The organism is Streptosporangium sp. NPDC020072 (assembly GCF_040631445.1).
Taxonomy (GTDB): Bacteria; Actinomycetota; Actinomycetes; order Streptosporangiales; family Streptosporangiaceae; genus Streptosporangium.
The window spans coordinates 25,542-44,472 of the sequence record NZ_JBEYAB010000014.1 but is presented as its reverse complement, the minus strand read 5'-3'; the positions used below and the strand labels follow the sequence as shown (position 1 = coordinate 44,472).

Annotated in this window: 16 protein-coding genes; 8 read left to right on the top strand and 8 right to left on the bottom strand. The window is 70.9% G+C overall.

Annotated features, from left to right (window positions below; translation table 11 throughout):
* Positions 1 to 22 precede the first annotated feature (22 nt).
* Positions 23 to 2,242 carry an MMPL family transporter gene (locus tag ABZ470_RS30440; protein WP_362915756.1) on the bottom strand — a complete coding sequence of 740 codons (2,220 nt, stop codon included), beginning with the start codon at positions 2,240 to 2,242 and terminating at the stop codon, positions 23 to 25.
* Between the two features lie 104 nt (positions 2,243 to 2,346).
* Here ABZ470_RS30440 and ABZ470_RS30435 point away from each other — a divergent pair, with 104 nt between their 5' ends.
* Positions 2,347 to 2,976, top strand: coding sequence for a TetR/AcrR family transcriptional regulator (locus ABZ470_RS30435; RefSeq protein ID WP_362915754.1), 630 nt, complete (start codon positions 2,347 to 2,349; stop codon positions 2,974 to 2,976).
* A gap of 4 nt (positions 2,977 to 2,980) precedes the next feature.
* Here ABZ470_RS30435 and ABZ470_RS30430 read toward each other — a convergent pair whose 3' ends face one another.
* Genes ABZ470_RS30430 through ABZ470_RS30420 form a run of 3 tightly spaced genes read right to left on the bottom strand, consistent with a single transcriptional unit; the run spans position 2,981 to position 5,231 of the window.
* Positions 2,981 to 3,529 (bottom strand): hypothetical protein, encoded by a 549-nt coding sequence (locus ABZ470_RS30430; protein ID WP_352013010.1) that lies wholly within the window; start codon positions 3,527 to 3,529, stop codon positions 2,981 to 2,983.
* 21 nt (positions 3,530 to 3,550) lie between these two features.
* On the bottom strand, positions 3,551 to 4,531 hold the full coding sequence (locus ABZ470_RS30425) for an ankyrin repeat domain-containing protein (RefSeq protein WP_352013009.1): 981 nt from the start codon (positions 4,529 to 4,531) through the stop codon (positions 3,551 to 3,553).
* A 28-nt stretch (positions 4,532 to 4,559) separates the two neighbouring features.
* Positions 4,560 to 5,231, bottom strand: coding sequence for an endonuclease V (locus ABZ470_RS30420; RefSeq protein ID WP_362915752.1), 672 nt, complete (start codon positions 5,229 to 5,231; stop codon positions 4,560 to 4,562).
* 76 nt (positions 5,232 to 5,307) lie between these two features.
* On the opposite strand from ABZ470_RS30420, the gene ABZ470_RS30415 reads away from it, so the two are divergent.
* Complete coding sequence (locus ABZ470_RS30415) at positions 5,308 to 5,607, top strand: MTH1187 family thiamine-binding protein (protein ID WP_362777551.1); 300 nt, start codon at positions 5,308 to 5,310, stop codon at positions 5,605 to 5,607.
* Here the strand turns inward: ABZ470_RS30415 and ABZ470_RS30410 are convergent.
* Complete coding sequence (locus ABZ470_RS30410; protein WP_362915750.1) at positions 5,595 to 6,860, bottom strand: MFS transporter; 1,266 nt, start codon at positions 6,858 to 6,860, stop codon at positions 5,595 to 5,597. The two genes, ABZ470_RS30415 and ABZ470_RS30410, sit on opposite strands and share 13 nt — an antisense overlap.
* 326 nt (positions 6,861 to 7,186) lie before the next feature.
* On the opposite strand from ABZ470_RS30410, the gene ABZ470_RS30405 reads away from it, so the two are divergent.
* The 6 genes from ABZ470_RS30405 (at position 7,187) to ABZ470_RS30380 (ending at position 16,241) form a co-directional block, all read left to right on the top strand.
* Entirely contained in the window at positions 7,187 to 8,299 is a 1,113-nt protein-coding gene (locus tag ABZ470_RS30405) for an MBL fold metallo-hydrolase (RefSeq protein WP_362777556.1), read from the top strand.
* Between the two features lie 257 nt (positions 8,300 to 8,556).
* The gene (locus ABZ470_RS30400; protein ID WP_362915748.1) at positions 8,557 to 10,269 is read left to right on the top strand and encodes a cellulose synthase catalytic subunit; all 1,713 of its coding nucleotides are present in this window, start codon (positions 8,557 to 8,559) and stop codon (positions 10,267 to 10,269) included.
* A complete protein-coding gene (locus ABZ470_RS30395) occupies positions 10,266 to 12,287 on the top strand; it encodes a galactose oxidase-like domain-containing protein (RefSeq protein ID WP_352013003.1) in 2,022 nt (673 codons plus the stop codon). The genes ABZ470_RS30400 and ABZ470_RS30395 overlap by 4 nt, the downstream gene beginning before the upstream one ends.
* Positions 12,288 to 12,295: 8 nt before the next feature.
* Entirely contained in the window at positions 12,296 to 13,306 is a 1,011-nt protein-coding gene (locus ABZ470_RS30390; protein WP_362915746.1) for a glycoside hydrolase family 6 protein, read from the top strand.
* 100 nt (positions 13,307 to 13,406) lie between these two features.
* Entirely contained in the window at positions 13,407 to 15,374 is a 1,968-nt protein-coding gene (locus ABZ470_RS30385) for a Xaa-Pro dipeptidyl-peptidase (protein ID WP_362915744.1), read from the top strand.
* 156 nt (positions 15,375 to 15,530) lie between these two features.
* Entirely contained in the window at positions 15,531 to 16,241 is a 711-nt protein-coding gene (locus ABZ470_RS30380) for an SDR family NAD(P)-dependent oxidoreductase (protein WP_362915742.1), read from the top strand.
* Positions 16,242 to 16,273: 32 nt separating this feature from the next.
* Here ABZ470_RS30380 and ABZ470_RS30375 read toward each other — a convergent pair whose 3' ends face one another.
* From ABZ470_RS30375 to ABZ470_RS30365, 3 genes are all read right to left on the bottom strand, one after another.
* On the bottom strand, positions 16,274 to 16,564 hold the full coding sequence (locus tag ABZ470_RS30375; protein WP_352012999.1) for a DUF1330 domain-containing protein: 291 nt from the start codon (positions 16,562 to 16,564) through the stop codon (positions 16,274 to 16,276).
* Positions 16,565 to 16,647: 83 nt separating this feature from the next.
* Positions 16,648 to 17,712 carry a cobalamin-independent methionine synthase II family protein gene (locus tag ABZ470_RS30370; RefSeq protein WP_362915740.1) on the bottom strand — a complete coding sequence of 355 codons (1,065 nt, stop codon included), beginning with the start codon at positions 17,710 to 17,712 and terminating at the stop codon, positions 16,648 to 16,650.
* 117 nt (positions 17,713 to 17,829) lie between these two features.
* Positions 17,830 to 18,771, bottom strand: coding sequence for a YihY/virulence factor BrkB family protein (locus ABZ470_RS30365; protein WP_352012997.1), 942 nt, complete (start codon positions 18,769 to 18,771; stop codon positions 17,830 to 17,832).
* Positions 18,772 to 18,931: the final 160 nt, after the last annotated feature.

The window sequence follows — 18,931 nt, the reverse complement described above, 5'->3', positions numbered from 1 at the left end:
GTAAGGAACAAAAGGGACATTTTCACAGCCTGTCAGGCTGGTGAACGGCGTTGGACCCCGCCCCGGGGACGGATGGGACCGGATGGGGGACGGGCGTCTCGGTGAGGCCGATCCTACGGTGCAGGCGGCGAAGAGGCGCGGGCGCCCACCAGTTGGCTCTTCCCGTCAGCCGCATCAGGGCGGGCACCAGAACCGCGCGGATCACCGTGGCGTCGACCGCGACGGTCAGCGCCATGCCGATGCCGAGCTCCTTGAGGAAGACGACCCCGCTCGTCGCGTAGGTGGCGAACGACAGCGCGAGGATCACCGCGGCCGCGGTCACCAGCGGGGCGCCGCGGGAGACACCGGCCACGACCGAGCCGCGCGGGTCGCCGGTGCGCTCGTACTCCTCCTTGATCCGGGCCAGCAGGAGGATCTCGTAGTCCATCGACAGGCCGTAGGCGACGCAGAACATCAGGATGGGGATGCTCGGCTCGATCGAACCGGTCGGGGTGAAGGCGAGCGGGCCCGCCAGGTGGCCGTCCTGGAAGACCCACACCAGTGCGCCGAACATCACCGACAGGCTCACCAGGTTGAGCAGCGAGGTCTTCAGCGGGGCGACGACGCTGCCGGTCATCAGGAAGAGCACGACGAGGGTCACCAGCACGATCAGCGCCGCGACCAGCGGGAGACGGCCCGCGACGCCGTCGTGGTAGTCGGTCATCTCGGCGGGTGAGCCGCCGACGAGCACCTCGAAGGGCGCGGGCACCGCGCGTACGGCCCGAATCAGGTCGCCCGCGCCGGACTCCAGCCGCGCGGAGGAGGCCACGACGGAAAGCCAGGTTCCGCCACGGCCGTCGTGCGCGGTGAACCGCGCCGGGGCGGGGTCACCGGTCCTGCGCCCGCCGCCGAAGGTCCCGGCGGCCGAGTCGACGCGCACCACGCCCTCAAGCCGGGACAGGGCCGCGGCGTACGGCCCGGCCGCCGCGGCGTCGCCGGTGGGGGCGACGACCCGCAGGGCGTCGGCGTCCTCGGCGGTGAACCCCGTGCGGACCTGGTCGTACAGCAGGCGCGCCGGGGCCGAGGCGGGCAGCACCCGGTCGTCGGGCGCTCCGAAGCGCAGGCCGAGGAACGGCGCGCCGAGCAGGCCGAGGACGAGCAGCGCGGCGCCGCCGGAGATCAGGGGGCGCCGGGTCACCGCCAGCGCGGCGCCGTACCAGAGGGAGGAGGAAGAGGGGGCCGGTCGGCGGCGCTCGACGCGGGAGCCGAGCAGGACGAGCGCGGCGGGCAGCACGACCAGCGCGGCGGTCACGGCGGCGAGGACGACCGCGATCCCGGCGTAGCCGAAGGAGGCGAGGAAGGGAAAGGGGAAGACCAGCAGCACCGCCAGGGAGGCCGCGACGGTCAGGCCGCTGAACAGCACCGTACGGCCCGCGGTGCGCACGGTCGTGGCGACGGCGGCGCGGACCGGCGCGCCGCCGAGCCGCTCCTCCCGGAACCGGAAGATCATGAACAGGCCGTAGTCGACGCCCAGGCCCATGCCCATGACCAGGCAGACGTTGGCGGCGAAGGTGGAGACCTCGGCGAAGCCGAGCACCCCGCGCAGCAGCGCCAGCGATCCGGCCACGGCGAGCAGCCCGGCGCCGAGGGTGAGCAGCGCGGCGGCCAGGCGCCGGTAGACCCACCACAGCGCCAGCAGCACCATCGGCACGATGATCAGCTCGGCACGGGTGAAGTCGCTCCGCGACTCCTCCATCACCTGGCGGAACACCTCGTCGCCGCCGCCGACCTCGACCCTGACCGGGCCGGACGGGCCGGTGAAGGCCCGCGCCAGGCCGGGCAGGACGTCACGACGCACGTGGTCGGCGCTGCCGGGCACCCAGGCGAGGACGAGCGCGCCACGGGCGTCGCGGCTGCGCAGGGTGTCCTGGCCCGTGGTCCAGTACGACCAGACGTCACCGGCGCCGGGGTGGGCGGCGAGCCTTCGAGTGAGGTCGCGGCCGGCCGCGGCGACGCGGGGGTCGTCAACGGTGCCCTCGCGGGCGGTCACCAGGAGCGTGACGTTCGGCACCCCGGTTCCGAAGCGCTCGGCCAGGACGTCGCGGGCTCGCGTCGACTCCGAACCGGGTGCCTCGAACCGGTTGAGGGACAGCCGCGTCATGGTCCCCGAGGCCAGGAGGGCCGCCACGACGGCGGCGATCACCCCGGCCGCGACCAGCCATGCCGGGCGCCTGGTCACGAGACCGGCGAGTCTGCTGAGCATGGATTCCCCCGTTGAAGTATTTTTACGAGTAGTCGCTCGCATCAAGCGAAGATTACGAGTGATTGCTCGTGTTTTTCAAGCGGGGTTCGAGAGAAAGGAGGCCGATGGCCGAGACGACGGAGGATCCACGGCCGCGCAGACGGCAGGCACGCGGGGAACGGCGCATGGCGGAGATCCTCGCCGCGGCGGCCACGGTGTTCGCCCGGCTGGGGTACGAGGCCGCGACCACCAACAAGATCGCGGCGGAGGCCGGGATCTCACCGGGCTCGCTGTACCAGTTCTTCACCAACAAGGAGGCCATCGCGCGGGCCCTCGTCCAGGACTACCTCCTGGAGCTGGGACGGGCTCACCGTGGCGCGCTCGACCTCGCCGACCCCGCGGGACTCGGCCTCGTGGAGCTGGTCGACCGGGCCGTCGATCCGATCGTGGCCTTCAACCTCGCCCACCCCGGCTTCAAGGCGCTGTTCGCGCGCCCCGACATGCCGCCCGAACTGGCCGCCGCACTCGCGCCGCTCCAGACGGCGTTGCGGGCACGCGTCGAGCAGATCATCGGGGAGCTGGCGCCGCACCGGGACGGCACCGAGCGCGCCCGTGCCGCGCTGACCTGCGTGCACATCGTGCAGGGGGTGATCCCGCTGATCACCTCGGCGGACCCGGCCGAGCGTCCCCCGCTGACCGGGGAACTGAAACGGGCGCTGTGCGGCTACCTGGAGTCGCTGGTCGCGCGCCCGTGACCGCTCACTCCGTGGCGTGCTGCCAGTAGGGGTCGCGGTAGAGGACGACGGTGGTGCCGCGCAGGAGTTCGTCGGGGGCGGAGACCAGGACGAGTTCGCCGTTGGCCTCAAGCCCGCGCAGGACGTCGCGGACGCGGGGGCCGACCGGCAGCCGGCCGACGGGCAGTTCGAGGGTCGCGCGTACGGCGTCCGCGACCTGGGAGAGCCGGAAGGGCTCGGTCAGCGGGGTGATCAGCTTGCGGACGAGCTCCACGGTGATCACGGCTTCGGCCTCGGCGTAGGCGAGTTCCCAGCTGAGCTGTGCCTTGCGTTTGCCGGTTCCCGCGCACGAGGTGCAGGGCTGGGAGAAGTTCGGGGTGATCTGCTCGGTCGTGGTGCCCAGGCAGGTGGTGCACTGGTTGGTTTCCATGGCGTGCAGTTCGGCGGCGTCGCGGTCGGCCAGGTGTTTGCCGCACAGGCACAGGTAGCGTCTGAACCCGCCACGAACCACGAGGAGATCGTCGGCGTCGTCCGGAATCTCGTCCCACAGCGTGGTCATGGTGTGTTTTTTCATGATTTTGTGACTCTATCCACCTCAGCTCGTCTGACGCAGTTCAACGGGGACCACCCGCGTGGGCGTGTTCCACAGCCATTCCTCGGTGATGTAGGTCGCGGTCAGCAGCGTCATCAGGGCCAGGGCCCGCTCCGTCGAGGTGGACGGGTGCGCCCCGCAGTCGCCGAACCGGCACATCCACAGCTCGACCGGACTGTCGTCGCCGAGCTGTTCGTGCACCGACGGCCTGGCCACGCTGACGCCGTCCCGCCATATGTCGATCGAGCCGCTGGTCAGCGGAAAGCCCCCGGCGAGGACTCCGCCGCCCGAGGTGACGCGGCGGGCGACGGCGTCGTGCACCGGCAGTATGCCCTCGGCCTGGAAGAGCACGACGCCACCGCCGGGAGGGCTCGCGATCCGCACGGTCTCAAGGGGGGACTCGCGCTCGGCCAGCCGTAGCTCCCCGCCCCTGATCGGCGGGCACCACTCGGGCACCGCCCCCAGGCGGCGGACCACCTCCTCCTCGGTGACGCCGCCGACGAACGCGATGCAGAACTCCTCGTGGTAGTCCTCGTAGGAGAACATCATCTCGTCCACGGTCTCCTGGATCTCCCGCAGGTTCGGGCCGATCCGGGGAGCGCCGGGCAGGTGGGCGAAGAGGTCGGCCAGTTCGGTGAAGAGCGCCTGGAGGCCGGGGGAACGTCCGGCGATGCACGGCCTCCACGGGTCGGCGCCCGCCGCCAGAAGCAGCCTGACCGCCTCGTCCTGGCCGTGCCGTACGGCCTCCCAGAGGGGGGTCACCCCGTCGCCGTCGGTCGCGTCGACCCGCGCCCCCGCGGCCAGCAGCAGCCCGATCACCCGGACCGCGCCCTCCTGGGCGGCCTGGTGCAGGGGCGTCGAGTCCAGCCAGGGAAGCCGTTGCCCGGGGTCGAAACCCTCGGCCAGCCGTTCGCGGATCTCCTTCAGGTTCGTGTCGCTCCACGCGCCGGTGATCTCACTCCACTCGATGTCGCCCACTGTCACCCCATCTCTTCGCGATGACAGGATCAAATCACTCGAAGGCGACATTTTCGATCAAACCCATACGTGACAACCGGTCAGAGATCCGAGTCGTCTCCGGCAGGCGGTGCCGGGGGGTCAGGGCGAGAACGTTGTGACAGGCGGTTTCGAGGTCCACGCGGTGGCCGACCGAGACGAAGACCGGTTTGACGCCGTCCCGGGTGCGCAGCACGCGTCCGACCACCTCGCCGTCCAGGACCAGGTCGCTCCACGATCCCCGTGTGGTGCCCGGAGCCGAGTACGAGCCGACGAAGGCGGTCTTCCCGACGCCGATCGTGGGCAGGCCGGTCAGCACCCCCAGGTGACAGGCCAGGCCGAACCTGCGGGGATGGGCCAGGCCGTACCCGTCGCAGACGACGAGGTCGGGCGGAGCGCTCAGCCGTCCGAGTGCCTCGACGAGCGCGGGCATCTCCCGGAAGGCGAGCAGCCCCGGCACGTAGTCGAAGGCCACCCGGCCGCCGACGACGACCTGCTCGACGACCTCCAGCGTCGTCCCGTCCAGTACGGCCACGGCCGCCGAGAGCCGTTCCCCCTCGTAGGCCACGTCCACCCCGGCGACCCTGGCGGGCCGCAGCGGGCCGGGACCCGTCAGGTCGACCAGTGGCCGCAGCTCGTCCTGGATCGCCTCGGCTTCGGCGATGGTGCGGGGCGTTCGTGCCTTCATATACACATGATCGCTATTTTTGACGCGTGACGCCGTACTCCAGGGCGGGACATCCCAGGACGCGAGGGAGAGTGACATGTCAGTTCTTGTGGCGTTCAGCGTGACTCCGATCGGCACCGGGGAGGACGTCGGGGAGCTCGTCGCCGAGGCCGTACGGGTCGTACGCGCCTCGGGACTGCCGAACCGGACGGACGCGATGTTCACCACCGTCGAGGGGGCGAACTGGGAGGAGGTCATGGCCGTGGTGCGGGACGCGGTCGCCGCGGTCGAGGCCCGGTGCGGACGGGTCAGCCTCGTGCTCAAGGCCGACATCCGCCGGGGCCGGGACGGCGGTCTCGACGCCAAGGTCGCCACCGTCGAGGACTATCTCGCCTGACACCCCGCGGGGGAGGAGTGGCGCCGGACCGTCGAGCGGACCGTGGTCACCGTCAGCAGCAGGGTCACCAGCGAGGCCACCGCGAGCAGGGCCAGGCTCAGGCCGTAGGAGCCGAGCCTGCCGTAGTCGAGTCCCATCACCAGTGGCGGGACGAACCCGCCCAGGCCGCCCGCCGCGCCGACCAGGCCGGTGATCGAGCCGACCAGATCGGCCGGGGCGACCAGGGTGACCAGGGCGAAGGTGGCCCCGCTGCCCGTGCCGAAGGCCGCGGCCATGGTCAGGAAGGCGACCGTGCCGGTGAGGGCGAGGGACGGGGTGAACGCCTGCGTCGTGGCGCAGACGGCGAGCACGGCGAAGACCGTGACCAGGACGGGAAGCGGTCCCGAACGGTCGGACAGCCAGCCGCCCAGGGGACGCGCCAGAACCGCGACGAGCACGAACCCGGCCATCCTGCGGGCGGCGTCCGCCTGTTCGAGGCCGTAGGCCGTCTGCAGGTAGACCGGCAGGTAGACCGAGAACGCGACGTATCCGCCGAAGGCCACCGCGTACAGGACGGACGCCTGCCAGGTGATCGGCAGCCGCAGCGCGGCGGCCATGCCCGACGACCTCAAGGGCGCAGAAGAGGGCCGTGCCCTCATCGGGGTGCGGGCCGTGTGCCCGGGAGGGTGCCGCAGGACGAGACAGGCGACGACGGCGTAACAGGTCAGCACGCCCGCCGTGAGCAGGAAGGGCGCCGCGGGACCGCCCGCCTGGGTCAGCCCGACCGTGGTCAGGGCGCTGATCGCCGTGCCGCCCATGCCGATCCCGAAGACGCCGACGGCCAGGCCACGGCGCTCTGGCGGGAACCAGGAGGCGACGAAGGGCACGCCGACGGCGAAGATCGTCCCGGCGACGCCGAGGCAGAGCCCGCCGGCCAGCAGCGCCGCCAGTGACCGCTGCCCGGCCAGGCCGACGAACAGGACCGGCGGTACGGCGGCGGCCGAGACGAGCGGGAAGGTCACCCTGCCGCCGAGCCGGTCGGTGAGGGCTCCGACGGGAATCCGGCCGAGGGAGCCGATGACCACCGGAACCGCCACCAGCAGCGCCTGCTGGGAGGCCGACAGGGAGAGCGTCCGCTTGAACTGCGGGCCGAGCGGGCTGAGCAGCGCCCATGCCCAGAAGTTCACCGTGAACCCCGTCGTGGCGACCGCGAGCATCAGCGCGGGGCGGCGAGCGCGGCCGCTCGCATCGGTCCGTACATCGTTCGATTTCATCGCCCATCCTTGTTGCGCTGGTTTGTGCACAGATGAGGTGGTCGTGAATCCCGTCATTTCTGACGAGTGAACGTGTTCCTGGATAATCCGGACCGCACTGTCCGGTGGAGAAGGCCGGCGGATCGCCGGGGCGGAGCAGAGCGATCCGCTGCCGAGGCGGAGCGTATCAGCTGGAATGAGGCCACGCTCCCCCCCGCAAGGACCTTCACCTCCGAAAAGGACGCCGAAAGGCCGAAGGTCTCCGCGGCCGTACCGGGAACACCGGCCGGGGCTTCGCGAGTTAGGGGATCGGAGTCGTTTCTGGAGTGTTGTGAGGGTGTGGGCGAATGGCGGGAAACGGGCGGGCCGGGCGTCTGGTCGCGGGCGGGCTGGCGCTGGCGGCCGTGGGGTGGGCGCTGCGGGACGTCCCGGCCGCGCTCGGCGGCGGGGCGGCGGGCGAGCGGCTGGAGCGGATGCGCCGCTCACCGAGGTTCCGTGACGGCGCCTTCCACAACTCCGTCCCGGGTACGGCGATGCCGAGGGGCGACCTGGTGAAGCTCCTGGGCGAACTGCTTCGCGACCGTGACGGGCGCCGTCCTCCGGGGCGTGTCCCGGTGGTGGGCTCCCCCCTGGTCCCGCCGTCCGAGGACGGTCTCAGTGCCCTGTGGTACGGCCACGCCACGACGCTGGTCGAGATCGAGGGCCGGCGGGTGCTGTTCGACCCGGTGTGGAGCGAGCGGTGCTCCCCGGCGCCGGTCGGGGGTCCCAGACGGCTGCACCCGATGCCCGCGTCGCTGGTCGGCCTGCCCGCCCTGGACGCGGTGGTGATCTCGCACGACCACTACGACCACCTCGACATGGCGACGGTCCGCGCGCTCACCGCCCTGCAGCGGGCCCCCTTCCTGGTCCCGCTGGGCATCGGCGCGCACCTGGAGCGCTGGGGTGTGCCCGGGGAGCGGATCGTCGAGCTCGACTGGGAGGAGGAGACGCGGGTGGCGGGCCTGCGCTTCGTCGCGACCGCCGCCAGGCACTTCTCCGGGCGCACCCTGAGGCGTGACACGACGCTGTGGGGGTCGTGGGTGGTCGCGGGGGAGCGGCACCGGGTCTTCTACGCCGGAGACTCCGGATACTTCGACGGCTACGCGGGGATCGGCGCCGCGCACGGTCCCTTCGACCTGACGCTCATGCCCGTCGGGGCCTACAGCCCGAACTGGCCGGACATTCACATGAACCCGGAGGAGGCGGTGCGGGCCCACCTCGACCTGGGCGGCGAGCTGCTCCTGCCCGTGCACTGGGCGAGTTTCACCCTGGCCTTCCATCCGTGGGCGGAGCCCGCCGACCGTCTGTGGCGCGAGGCCAAGGCCAGGGACGTCCGCGTGGTCGTCCCGCGTCCCGGCGAGCGGATCGACGTCGGCGACGCTCCCGCCCCGGACGGCTGGTGGGAGCTGCTGGGCGGGTGACCTTTACCCCGGCCAACCGGCCGGGGTGTGGATTTGGTCGTTTCCGGACCGTTCCATGAAGAATCTGAGAGTCTTCTGGAACGGTGCAGAACCTCATGTGACAGGTGATGCCTGGCTTACCGCTGAGAATATGATGGGTCATCCTTTATCGTTCTATGGGCCGGTGACGGCCGTGCCTTCAGGCAGGGTGGCCCATGTGATCTGCCTGGGGGGACAGTGCCGGTGTTCCGCATGCGCGTGGTGAGGTCACCGATGCGATGAGCGTCGGCACCGGACCCGCGAGGCGCGCCCTCTACGACTACGAGCGGTTCAGCAGGCTGGCCGGGCCGATGACCGAGCCCGACCCCGGCGAGCCGTACCGGGTTCGCTACCGCTCACTGCTGGCGGGCGAACCGCACCGGGTGCGCGCGGTGCTGCTGATGGTCGCCGCGCTGCTGGTCGAGTTCACCCTGATGGTCTGGCTGCTGCTGCCCGCTCACTGGACGGAGCGTCCGGACCCCTACGGCGGGCTCCCGTGGTACCTGCCGGTCGCAGACCGGGTCATGCTCGTGGCGATCGCCCTCATCGAACTGTTCCGGCTGGTCAGCGTGGTCTCCAACGTCCACGCCATGCTCGCGGCCAGGGACCCGGTACCGGTGAGGCCGGAGCCCGGCGGCAGGGTCGCCTTCATCACCACCTGCGTGCCGGGCAAGGAGCCGCTGGAGATGGTCAGGCGTACCCTGACCGCGGCGCTGAAGATCCGTCACCAGGGCGTGTTCGACGTGTGGCTGCTGGACGAGGGCGACGACCCGGAGATCCACGAGCTGTGTGACTGGCTGGGCGCGCACCACTTCACCCGCAAGGGCGTGCCCGAGTGGAACCAGCCGAGGGGGCCCTTCAGGGCGAGGACCAAGCACGGCAACTACAACAGCTGGCTGGCCGCCCACGGCGACGACTACGACTTCTTCGTCTCGGTGGACACCGACCACGTGCCGTTGCCGGAGTTCTGCGAACGCATGCTCGGCTACTTCCGCGACCCCACGGTCGCCTTCGTCGTCGGCCCCCAGGTCTACGGCAACTACACCCTCGGCGTCACCAAGGCGGCCGAGAGCCAGCAGTTCCTCTTCCACTCCCTGATCCAGCGCGCGGGCAACCGGTACGGCGCGCCGATGTTCGTCGGCACCAACAACGCCGTGCGGATCAGGGCGCTCAAGCAGATCGGCGGACTGTACGACTCGATCACCGAGGACATGGCGACCGGCATCGAGTTCCACCGCGCCCGCGACCCGGAGACGGGACGGCGCTGGACGTCGGTCTACACCCCCGACGTACTGGCCGTCGGAGAGGGGCCGACGTCGTGGACCGACTTCTTCAGCCAGCAGCTGCGCTGGAGCCGGGGTACCTACGAGACGTTGCTGACCCAGTTCTGGCGGGCCGTCCCGCGTCTGTCGCCCGGCAGGCTGTTCAACTACACGCTGATGGTGACGTTCTACCCCATGTCCGCGCTCAACTGGCTGCTGGCCGGGCTGAGCGCCGTGCTGTTCATGGCGGTCGGCGGCTCGGGCGTGACCGTGCCGATGGACATGTGGCTCATGCTGTACGGCGACGCCGCGCTGCTGCAGATCATGCTCTACACCTGGAACCGCAGGCACAACGTCAGCCCGCACGAGCCCGAGGGCTCCTCCGGCGTCGCCGGGATGGTGATGTCGGCCCTGTCCGCGCCCGTCTACGTGGCCTCGCTCGCCGGGGCCGCGCTGCGGCGCCCCAGCCGGTTCGTGGTCACCCCGAAGGGCGACTCGGCCAGTCCGGACCAGGTCGCGACCTTCCGCATCCACCTGTGGTGGGCGGCGGTGTTCGGCGGGGGCCTGCTGCTCAACGTCTTCTGGACCGGCCACCTGCACGTGGCCATGACCCTCTGGGGGGTTCTCGCCCTCGTGATCTGCCTGGGGCCCATGGCCGCCTGGGCGTGGACCTCTAGGAGAGGCCGATGAGCAGGCTGCGCAAGAACCTGGTCGTTGCCGCGATCGTGACCGTCGTCGTGGGGGTCAACCTGCCGGCCGTCGCGGGGTTCGCCTACCGGGAGTGGCACGACTACCGGATCAACCGGGACGACTACAAGGCGAGCCACGGTCACTGGAGCTTCCTGAACATCCCCGAGCGGTTCAAGGTGAACGCCATCCACGCGGCGCTGCTGCACACCGGCAAGGTGCTCATCGTCGCGGGCTCCGGCAACAACATCGTCAACTTCGACAAGGGCACCTTCAAAACCCTGCTCTGGGATCCGGCCAAACCAGGACAGCCGGGCGAGTTCAAGCTGGTCGACACCCCCGTCGACCTCTTCTGCTCCGGGCACGTCATGCTGCCCGACGGCAAGCTGCTCATCGCGGGCGGCACGCTGCGCTTCGAGGTGCTCAAGGACAAGGTCAAACGGGCGGCCGGACCGCTGGTGGTGAAGAACGAGAACCCGCACATCACCAAGCACCTGCCCGCGGGCACACTGGTCGCCTCCCCCGACGGGCGGCTCTACCGGACCACCTCCATGATCATGGTGCCGCCCGCGACGAAGACCGAGACCGGGGTGCGCGGCAAGGCGCGGGTCACGCCCAGTGAGACCAAGGTGTTCGCCGAGTCCGTGGCCGAGGGCGCCATCGGGGTGATCAACGCGGCCGACGGCTCCGTCAAGTACGAGATCCAGGGACTGACCACCGACAGGGAGAAGCGCAACCTGTACGCCATGGGCGGCGGTATGACGCTCGACAAGCAGGACTTCCAGGGCATCAAGGACGCCTTCGAGTTCGACCCCGTGACCGAGCGGTACACCAGGGTCCCGGACATGGCCGAGGGCCGCTGGTACCCGACGCTGACGGCCCTGCCGGACGGCAGGGTGATGACGGTCTCCGGGCTCGACACCGTCGGGAAGGTCACCAGGGACAACGAGATCTACGACCCGGCCACGAAGAAGTGGAGCCCCGGCCCCCGGCGCTTCTTCCCGACCTACCCCGCGCTGTTCCTGCTCGACGACGACACACTCTTCTTCTCCGGGATGAGCGCGGGGTACGGCCCCGGCCAGCTGTCGATGCGTCCCCCCGGCGTGTGGGACTACCGCCACGACACCGACCGTCTGGTGTCGACCCCCGGGGCGCCCGGCGGCCTCGCGCCGGACGAGATGGAGGCCTTCACCCCGGTGCCCGGCCTGCCCGAACCCGAGCTCAACGAGACCGGAGCCTCGGTGCTGCTGCCTCCCGCGCAGGACCAGAAGATCATGGTGCTGGGCGGAGGGCCGGTCGGGGAGCGCCAGCCCGGCCAGAAGAACGCGACCGACCGGACCGCCATCATCGACTTCGAGCAGCCCGCGCCCCGTTACGTCCGCGGTCCCGACCTCTCCCACCCCGTTCGCTACTCCTCGGCGGTACTGCTGCCGGACGACACCGTGTTCACCTTCAACGGTTCGAGCGACTACCGGGGCAGAGGGGACAGCAACATCCTGCGGGCGGAGTTCTACGATCCGCGGGTCAACGCCTTCCGGCAGGCCGCCGCACCCGCCGTCGGCCGCAACTACCACGCCGAGGGCCTGCTGCTTCCCGACGGCCGGGTGCTCAGCATGGGCTCGGATCCGCTCTTCGGCAACGGGGAGGGCTCGGTCCCCGGCAGCTTCGAGCAGCGGGTCGAGGTGTACACCCCTCCCTACCTGCACAACGGCGAGTCGCGTCCGGTGTTCACCGACGGCAGGCAGCAGGTGAAGCTGGGCGGAAAGGCGGGCTTCAAGACCCCCGACGCCGAGCGCATCACCGAGGTGCGCTTCATGCGGCCCAGCGCGGTCACCCACGTCACGGACGTCGAGCAGCGCTCCATCAAGATCGACTTCACCCGGGTGTCGAGCGGCATAATCGTCACGCTCCCCTCCAACCCCGCACTGATGCCGCCAGGCTGGTACATGATGTTCGGAGTCACGCAAAAGGGAACACCGTCCCAGGCCCGCTGGGTCCACGTCCTGGACGGTCGAGCCTGAGGAGCCCGATGAACAGCTACGGCCGCGCCGCCGCCGCGCTCGCCCTCGCCCTGGCGACGGCCTGTACGGCGGCCCCGGAGCCGTCAGCCGTACGACCGCCCGCCTCCACCGGAAGCGGCGCGGGAGCCGCGGGGGAGGACGTCCGCTTCTACGTGGACGACGAGGGAGCGGCCGCCAGGGAGGCCAGGAGGCTGCGCGAGGAGGGCAAGACCCAGGAGGCGGAGCTGATCGGCAGGATCGCCGAACGGCCGAACGCCGTCTGGATCGGCGACGCCGACCCCTCATCCCGGGTCGCGGCCGTCACGGAGAAGGCGGCCAAGGCGGGCCAGGTGCCGGTCCTGGTGGCCTACCACATCCCCGACCGCGACTGCGGCCAGTTCTCCGCGGGCGGCGCCGCGAACCCCGGCGAGTACCGCTCCTGGATCCGCCGCTTCGCCGAGGGCGTCGCCGACCGGCCCGCCTGGGTCATCCTCGAACCGGACGCGCTCGCCCACATCCTCGACAACTGCACCAAGGGCGGCAAGGCGGATGAACGGCTCGACCTGCTCAGGGACGCCGTCGAGACGCTCAAGAAGCAGCCGAGAACCAGGGTCTACCTCGACGCGGGCAACGCGGGCTGGATCAGGGACCCCGGGGCCTGGGTCGATCCGATGCGGCGCGCCGGGGTCGCCACGGCCGACGGGTTCGCCTTCAACGTCAGCAACTTCTTCACCGTCGAGGAGAGCGTCGCCGTCGCGGGACGGCTCTCCGACGCGCTCGGCGGGGCGCCGTACGTGATCGACACCTCGCGCAACGGCAACGGGTCGCCACAGGGCGCGCAGGGTGACGACGCCTGGTGCAACCCGGCGGGCCGGGCCCTGGGCACGGCGCCGACCACCCGGACGGGCCGCGAGCGGGTGGACGCCTTCCTGTGGGTCAAACGACCCGGTGAGTCGGACGGCGAGTGCCACCGGGGCGAGCCCGCGCCCGGAACGTGGTTCCATGACTACGCGCTGGAGTTGGCTCGTAACGCCAAGTAGTCAGTGAATTCGTTACCTCCCGGATCTTGTCGGTGAAGTTCCGACTGCTGGACATTGACAACTGTTGTCAATCTTCATCGGCCTTCGGGAGTCCCCCTCGATGAACAGATGGAAGACAGTCCTCATCGCCATGGCGGTCGCCGTACCCTCCGGCGTCATGCCCGCGGCGGCCGCGCGAACCGCGGCCGCCCCGATGTCCGCCCCGGTCGTGAACGAGGAGACCCAGCCGGTCTACTCACGCGCCGACGCCCTGACGGAGACCGTGTTCGTCGAGGTCGCCGGAGTGGACAGCGACCGTGACGGCAGCCCCGACCGGGTCGCCGTCGACATCATGCGGCCAAGGGAGACCGCGTCCGGGCTGAAGGTCCCGGTCATCATGGAGTCCAGTCCCTACTACGCGGGCACCAACACCGTGGTCAACCACACGGTGGACCTCGACGCCTCCGACCCCTCGGGCATGGACTACCGGCGCAACAAGCTCGACGGCATGGGCGAGGCGATCTTCGGCTCCGAGGAGCGTCCCCCGACCTCCAGGGCGGTCGCGCCGCCCTTCCGTGGCTACTACGACAACTACTTCGTCCCGCGCGGCTACGCCGTCGTGCTGGTGGAGAACCTCGGTTCCGGGCGGGCCACCGGGTGCCCGACCTCCGGCCTGGAGAACGAGACGGCCGGGCCCAAGGCGGTGATCGACTGGCTCAACGGCAGAGCCCGGGCCTTCGACGCCTCGGGCGGCCAGGTCCGCGCCGACTGGTCGACGGGCAATGTCGGCATGATCGGCGTCTCCTACAACGGCACGCTCGCCAACGCCGTCGCCGCGACCGGGGTGAAGGGTCTCAAGACCATCGTGCCGATCGCGGCGATCTCCTCCTGGTACGACTACTACCGCGCCAACGGTGGCGTGGTCGCCCCCGAGGGCTACCAGGGCGAGGACACCGACATCCTGGCCCGTTACGTCCTGACCAGGCAGAACGCCGAGCAGGCCTGCGGCGCTCTGGTCGACTCGATCGAACGTGACCAGGACCGGGTGACGGGGGACTACTCCCCGTTCTGGGCCCGGCGCGACTACCTCAACCACGTGCGCGGGGTCCGCGCCTCCGTCTTCGCGGTCGCCGGGCTCAACGACTGGAACGTCAAGACCAAGCAGACCGTCCAGTGGTGGAACGCCCTCGCCGCCCAGGGGGTGCAGCGCAAGATCTGGCTGCACCAGGGCCCCCACTTCAACCCCTTCTCCTTCGCCGCCCGCAACGCCGAGTGGCTGCGCCAGCTGCACCACTGGTTCGACTTCTACCTGTACGGCCTGCGCAACGGCATCCTGGACGAGCCGAGGGCCGACGTCGAGTCGGGGCCGGACCAGTGGGCCCAGTACGCCACCTGGCCGCTTCCCGGCACCCGCGACGTCCGGCTGAACCTCGGCGCGGGGACGGGCGGCCGCAACGGCACACTGAGCCCGCGGCGCTCGCACGGCCGCGCCGTCGAGTCCTTCACCGACCAGGGCGGCCGCACCGCCGGTCAGCTCGCCCAGGACGTCGCCACGACCGATCCGAACCGGCTGGCCTACCTGTCGGAGCCGGTGAGCGGGCAGGTGCGCCTGTCCGGCACGCCGAAGGTGCGGGTCAAGGCGGCCTTCGCGGCGGGACGCTCGCCGTACCTGACCGCGTTGCTCGTCGACTACGGCACCGACACCCGTGCCACCGGCGGCGTGGTCTTCGGCCAGGAGCCGGTCTGCTACGGACAGGGCGTGCCGGGGGACACCGGCTGCTCCTACCTGGCCAGGCACGTCACGGAGACAGCCTCCTACAAGATCATCACAAGGGGCTGGCTCGACGTGCGCAACCGCCACTCCGCGGCCAGGACCGAACTGCTGAAGGAAGGCAGGTTCTACGACTTCGACTTCGACCTGCAGCCCAGTGACTACGTGGTCAAGCCCGGCCACCGGATCGGCGTCGTGCTCATCTCGACCGACCGCGACTTCACCCTGCGCTTCCCGGCGGGGACCAGGGTCTCGGTCGAACCGGGTGCGGGCTCGGTCACCCTTCCCCTCGTCGGGGGCCGCGGCGCCCTCGGCTGACGGAACGCGCCCTCCGGCCCTGCCGGAGGGCGCAAACCCTTGACCTTCACATCAATGTGAAGGTTTTACCCTCCTCTCGCGGTCGGCGGCGCACCATGGTCAACGATCAACCGGGCACGCCGACGCCTGGACTGAGACGTGAGGGGAGCGAAACGGATGAGCGACGAGGGAAGGCGCCGGCACGGGGCGTCCGAACCCGCGCCGGCGAAGGCGGAGCCGGGAGGCGTGGTGGTCATCGGCGCGGGGCCGGGGATCGGGCGCTCGGTGGCGGCGCGGTTCGCGCGGGAGGGGTTGCCGGTCGCCCTGGTGGCCCGTACGGACAGGACCGTGAAGGCGGTGGCCGAGGCGATCGCCCCGGCAGGGGTCCGGGTGGTCGCCCTGACGGCGGACAGCGCCGACGAGACGGCGCTGCGGGAGGCCCTCGACACGGCGGCGGCCGAGATCGGCCCGCCGGATGCCGTGGTCTACAACGCGGCGATCGTCCGCCCGGACGAGCCCGGTGAGCTGTCCGTACGGGAGCATCTGGACATCTGGTCGGTGAACGTCATCGGGGCGCTCACCGCCGCCGCGCACGTCGCGCCCGGGATGGCCCGGCGCGGCGGCGGCTCGTTCATCGTCACCGGAGGGATGCCCGAGCCCAAGCCCGACTACGTGAGCCTCTCGCTGAGCAAGGCGGGGGTGCGCACGCTGGTCGCGCTGCTCGACGGGCGTTACGGAACCTCGGGCGTCCACGTGGCCAGTGTGACCGTCGGGGGCGTGGTCGCCCCGGGGACGGACTACGACCCGGACGACATCGCCGAGCACTACTGGCGGCTGCACACCCAGCCGCGTCAGGAGTGGGAGCACGAGGTCGTCCACGGGGCCTGAGGCCGCCCGAGATCGCCCGAGATCGCCCGAGATCACAGCCCGGTGACGATCAGGCGGTCGCTGTCGGTGTTGCGGATCCGCAGGGGGGCGATCCGCTGGTATTCGGGGGAGTCGTTCCACGCGCGGGCGGTCTCGGCGTCGGGGAACTCAAGGACGACGATCCGGCCGGGCTCGGGGTCGCCTTCGAGGACCTCGACGGCTCCGCCCCGCACGAGATAGCGGCCGCCGTACGGTTCGAGGGTCGCCTGGACCTGGGCGCGGTACTCGGCCAGTTCCTCCTCGTCGCCGGTCGCCTTCACCTTCGCGATCACATATGCGGTCATGGGCCTCACCGTACCGGGAGGCGTTCCGCGGTCCCCGCCGCGGGGAGGGGCCGCGGAACGCCCCGGCCTTCACCGGCGGGACGTCACAGGCCGAGGGCCCGGGCGGCCAGCGCGGTCCCCCGCACCCGCGCGGTGATCTTGGCGAACGCGGTGTCGCGGGAGGTCGAGGTGTCGTCGGCGAAGGGGGAGAACCCGCAGTCGTCGCAGGTGCCGAGCTGGTCGGCGGGGATGTGGCGGGCGGCGGCCAGCACCCGGTCACGCACCTGCTCGGCCGTCTCGACCAGGGGGTCGATCGGGTCGATGACGCCGACGAAGACCCTGACGCCGGGGCGCAGGGCGCCGCCGATGAGGCTCAGCACCCGTTCCTGGTCCGGCTCACCGGCCAGCTGGACGTAGAAGTTGCCCGCCTGCAGCCGGAAGAGCGTCGGCAGCAGGTCCGCGTAGTCGACGTCGAGGCTGTGGGTGGAGTCCAGGTCGCCGCCGGGGCAGGTGTGCACGCCGATCCTGGCCCGCTCCTCCTGGCTGAAGCGTTCGAGGACCCGGTTGTTGAGCTCGACGAAGTCCCCGAGCAGCCCGCCGCTCGGGTCGAGCTTGAGCGAGAGCCGCCCCTCGGTGAAGTCGAGTTGCACGGCGTGCGCGCCCGCCTCCAGGCAGCCTCGGATGTCCGCCTCCGCCTCATCGACCAGGTCGTCGAGGAAGGCCTTGCGCGGATAGTCGTCGATGCCGTCGGCCGGGTAGAGCAGGCTCAGCGCGGACGGGGCGATGACCGCCTGCTTGACCGGCAGGCCCGTGTGACTCCTGGCCTGCCTGAGGTACTTCTCCGCGTGCACCGCGTAGCGGAACGGGCCCGAGGTCAGGCACGGCAGCTGCCGGGTGTGGCCGTCGGCGAAGGGGATGACGGCGCCGTCGGGGCGCAGCCCCGCCAGGCCGACGATCGGATAGGTGGCGAAGCTCGGCTTGGACTGCTCGCCGTCGACGAGGACGGGAGATCCGGTCCCCTCCAGGCGTGTGATCGTCTCCGCGACGGCCTCGGCCTGCCGTGCGGCCAGTTCCTCGTCGCCGATCCGGCCGTCGGCGTGTCCGGCCAGCGCGGCGAGCAGTTCCGGAGGCCGGGGGATGCTGCCGATCGGTTCGGTGGGGATCGTCATGCCGCGAGCGTAGATAACGATACGTGTTCCATCAATCACTCGTCGGTGGAGATGATTACACCCCGAGATGTGGAACCTCCACCCACGGATGTGGAACATCCGCGCACCTGGCCCCGCTCACGGCGCGTCGCCGTCCCGCCCCTGAGGAACGGCGGGCGGTACGGCCCTGCCGGTCGTCAGGTCGATGACGCGGCCGTTCCCGCCGGTCGCGGTGAGCGCCGCGGCGAACAGGACGAGCTGGTTGAGGAGCTTGAGGAAGACGAGCATCGCGGCGGCGCCCGCCACGACCTGGTAGGCCGGGTTGGCCGCGGTCATGCCGATGTAGAGCTGGCCGAGGGACTTGAGGATCTCCAGCCCGACGGTGATGAGCAGGGCCGGGCCGATCGCCCTGCGCGGGGGCAGCCGCAGCCTCGGCGGCCCGCTCAGCAGGGCGAACGCCAGCAGCGTGTTCACCCCGAGCCCGATCAGGAAGGCGGCGGCCGACAGCAGCCACTTGGCCGGGGCGTCGTCGGTGCCCACGGTGTGCGCGACCAGCCAGCTCAGCATCTCCCCGGTGACGAACGCCAGGGTGAGCGTCAGGGAGAGCAGCAGTCCCAGCCCGGCCAGCACCCCCAGGTCGATGAGCTGGCGCAGAAGGAGCACGCCCGGATACTGCTCCAGGCGCCAGATGGCCCTGATCGCCGAGCGCAGCGTGTCCATCCAGAACAGGCCGGTCAGCGGAAGGCCGACGAGGGCGATCATCCCGGCCGTGCTCTGCGCCTCACGCAACGCCGCCACGTCCAGGCGCGGGAAGTTCTCACTCAGATAGTCCTGTACGGCCCGCACGACCTCCGGCGTGTCCAGGACGTGCCCGATGATCGCGAAACCGAGCAGGCCGAGCGCGAAGACGGCGAAGAAGGAGTAGTAGGTGAGCGCCGCGGACAGGCGCCCGCCGTCCACCTGGTCGTAGCGCACGGCGGCGCGCGCCAGATGGTCGAGCCATCCGTGGCGGCGGCGGGCCCGTGCCCACGCCTGGGTGATCCTTCCGGACAGGCGCCCGGTGAAGCTGACGACCGTCATGACAGGGCCTCGCCCCGGGGCCGTGCGGCACGTCCCAGGGGGTGTGGCCAGGGGCCGGATGTCACGGAACGCGACGGAATCATCCCGGAAGTCTGGCAGAAGCCCCGCTCCCAACGGCACCCCGACACCCCGTCGCACGCGGCCTTTCCGGGCTTTTGTC

Excerpts from the sequence above, each read along its gene's own strand:
- ABZ470_RS30440 (WP_362915756.1), bottom strand. The coding sequence starts at position 2,242 with ATGCTCAGCAGACTCGCCGGTCTCGTGACCAGGCGCCCGGCATGGCTG.
- ABZ470_RS30435 (WP_362915754.1), top strand. The coding sequence starts at position 2,347 with ATGGCCGAGACGACGGAGGATCCACGGCCGCGCAGACGGCAGGCACGC.
- ABZ470_RS30430 (WP_352013010.1), bottom strand. The coding sequence starts at position 3,529 with ATGAAAAAACACACCATGACCACGCTGTGGGACGAGATTCCGGACGAC.
- ABZ470_RS30420 (WP_362915752.1), bottom strand. The coding sequence starts at position 5,231 with ATGAAGGCACGAACGCCCCGCACCATCGCCGAAGCCGAGGCGATCCAG.
- ABZ470_RS30415 (WP_362777551.1), top strand. The coding sequence starts at position 5,308 with ATGTCAGTTCTTGTGGCGTTCAGCGTGACTCCGATCGGCACCGGGGAG.
- ABZ470_RS30410 (WP_362915750.1), bottom strand. The coding sequence starts at position 6,860 with ATGAAATCGAACGATGTACGGACCGATGCGAGCGGCCGCGCTCGCCGC.
- ABZ470_RS30405 (WP_362777556.1), top strand. The coding sequence starts at position 7,187 with ATGGCGGGAAACGGGCGGGCCGGGCGTCTGGTCGCGGGCGGGCTGGCG.
- ABZ470_RS30400 (WP_362915748.1), top strand. The coding sequence starts at position 8,557 with ATGAGCGTCGGCACCGGACCCGCGAGGCGCGCCCTCTACGACTACGAG.
- ABZ470_RS30395 (WP_352013003.1), top strand. The coding sequence starts at position 10,266 with ATGAGCAGGCTGCGCAAGAACCTGGTCGTTGCCGCGATCGTGACCGTC.
- ABZ470_RS30390 (WP_362915746.1), top strand. The coding sequence starts at position 12,296 with ATGAACAGCTACGGCCGCGCCGCCGCCGCGCTCGCCCTCGCCCTGGCG.
- ABZ470_RS30385 (WP_362915744.1), top strand. The coding sequence starts at position 13,407 with ATGAACAGATGGAAGACAGTCCTCATCGCCATGGCGGTCGCCGTACCC.
- ABZ470_RS30380 (WP_362915742.1), top strand. The coding sequence starts at position 15,531 with ATGAGCGACGAGGGAAGGCGCCGGCACGGGGCGTCCGAACCCGCGCCG.
- ABZ470_RS30375 (WP_352012999.1), bottom strand. The coding sequence starts at position 16,564 with ATGACCGCATATGTGATCGCGAAGGTGAAGGCGACCGGCGACGAGGAG.
- ABZ470_RS30370 (WP_362915740.1), bottom strand. The coding sequence starts at position 17,712 with ATGACGATCCCCACCGAACCGATCGGCAGCATCCCCCGGCCTCCGGAA.
- ABZ470_RS30365 (WP_352012997.1), bottom strand. The coding sequence starts at position 18,771 with ATGACGGTCGTCAGCTTCACCGGGCGCCTGTCCGGAAGGATCACCCAG.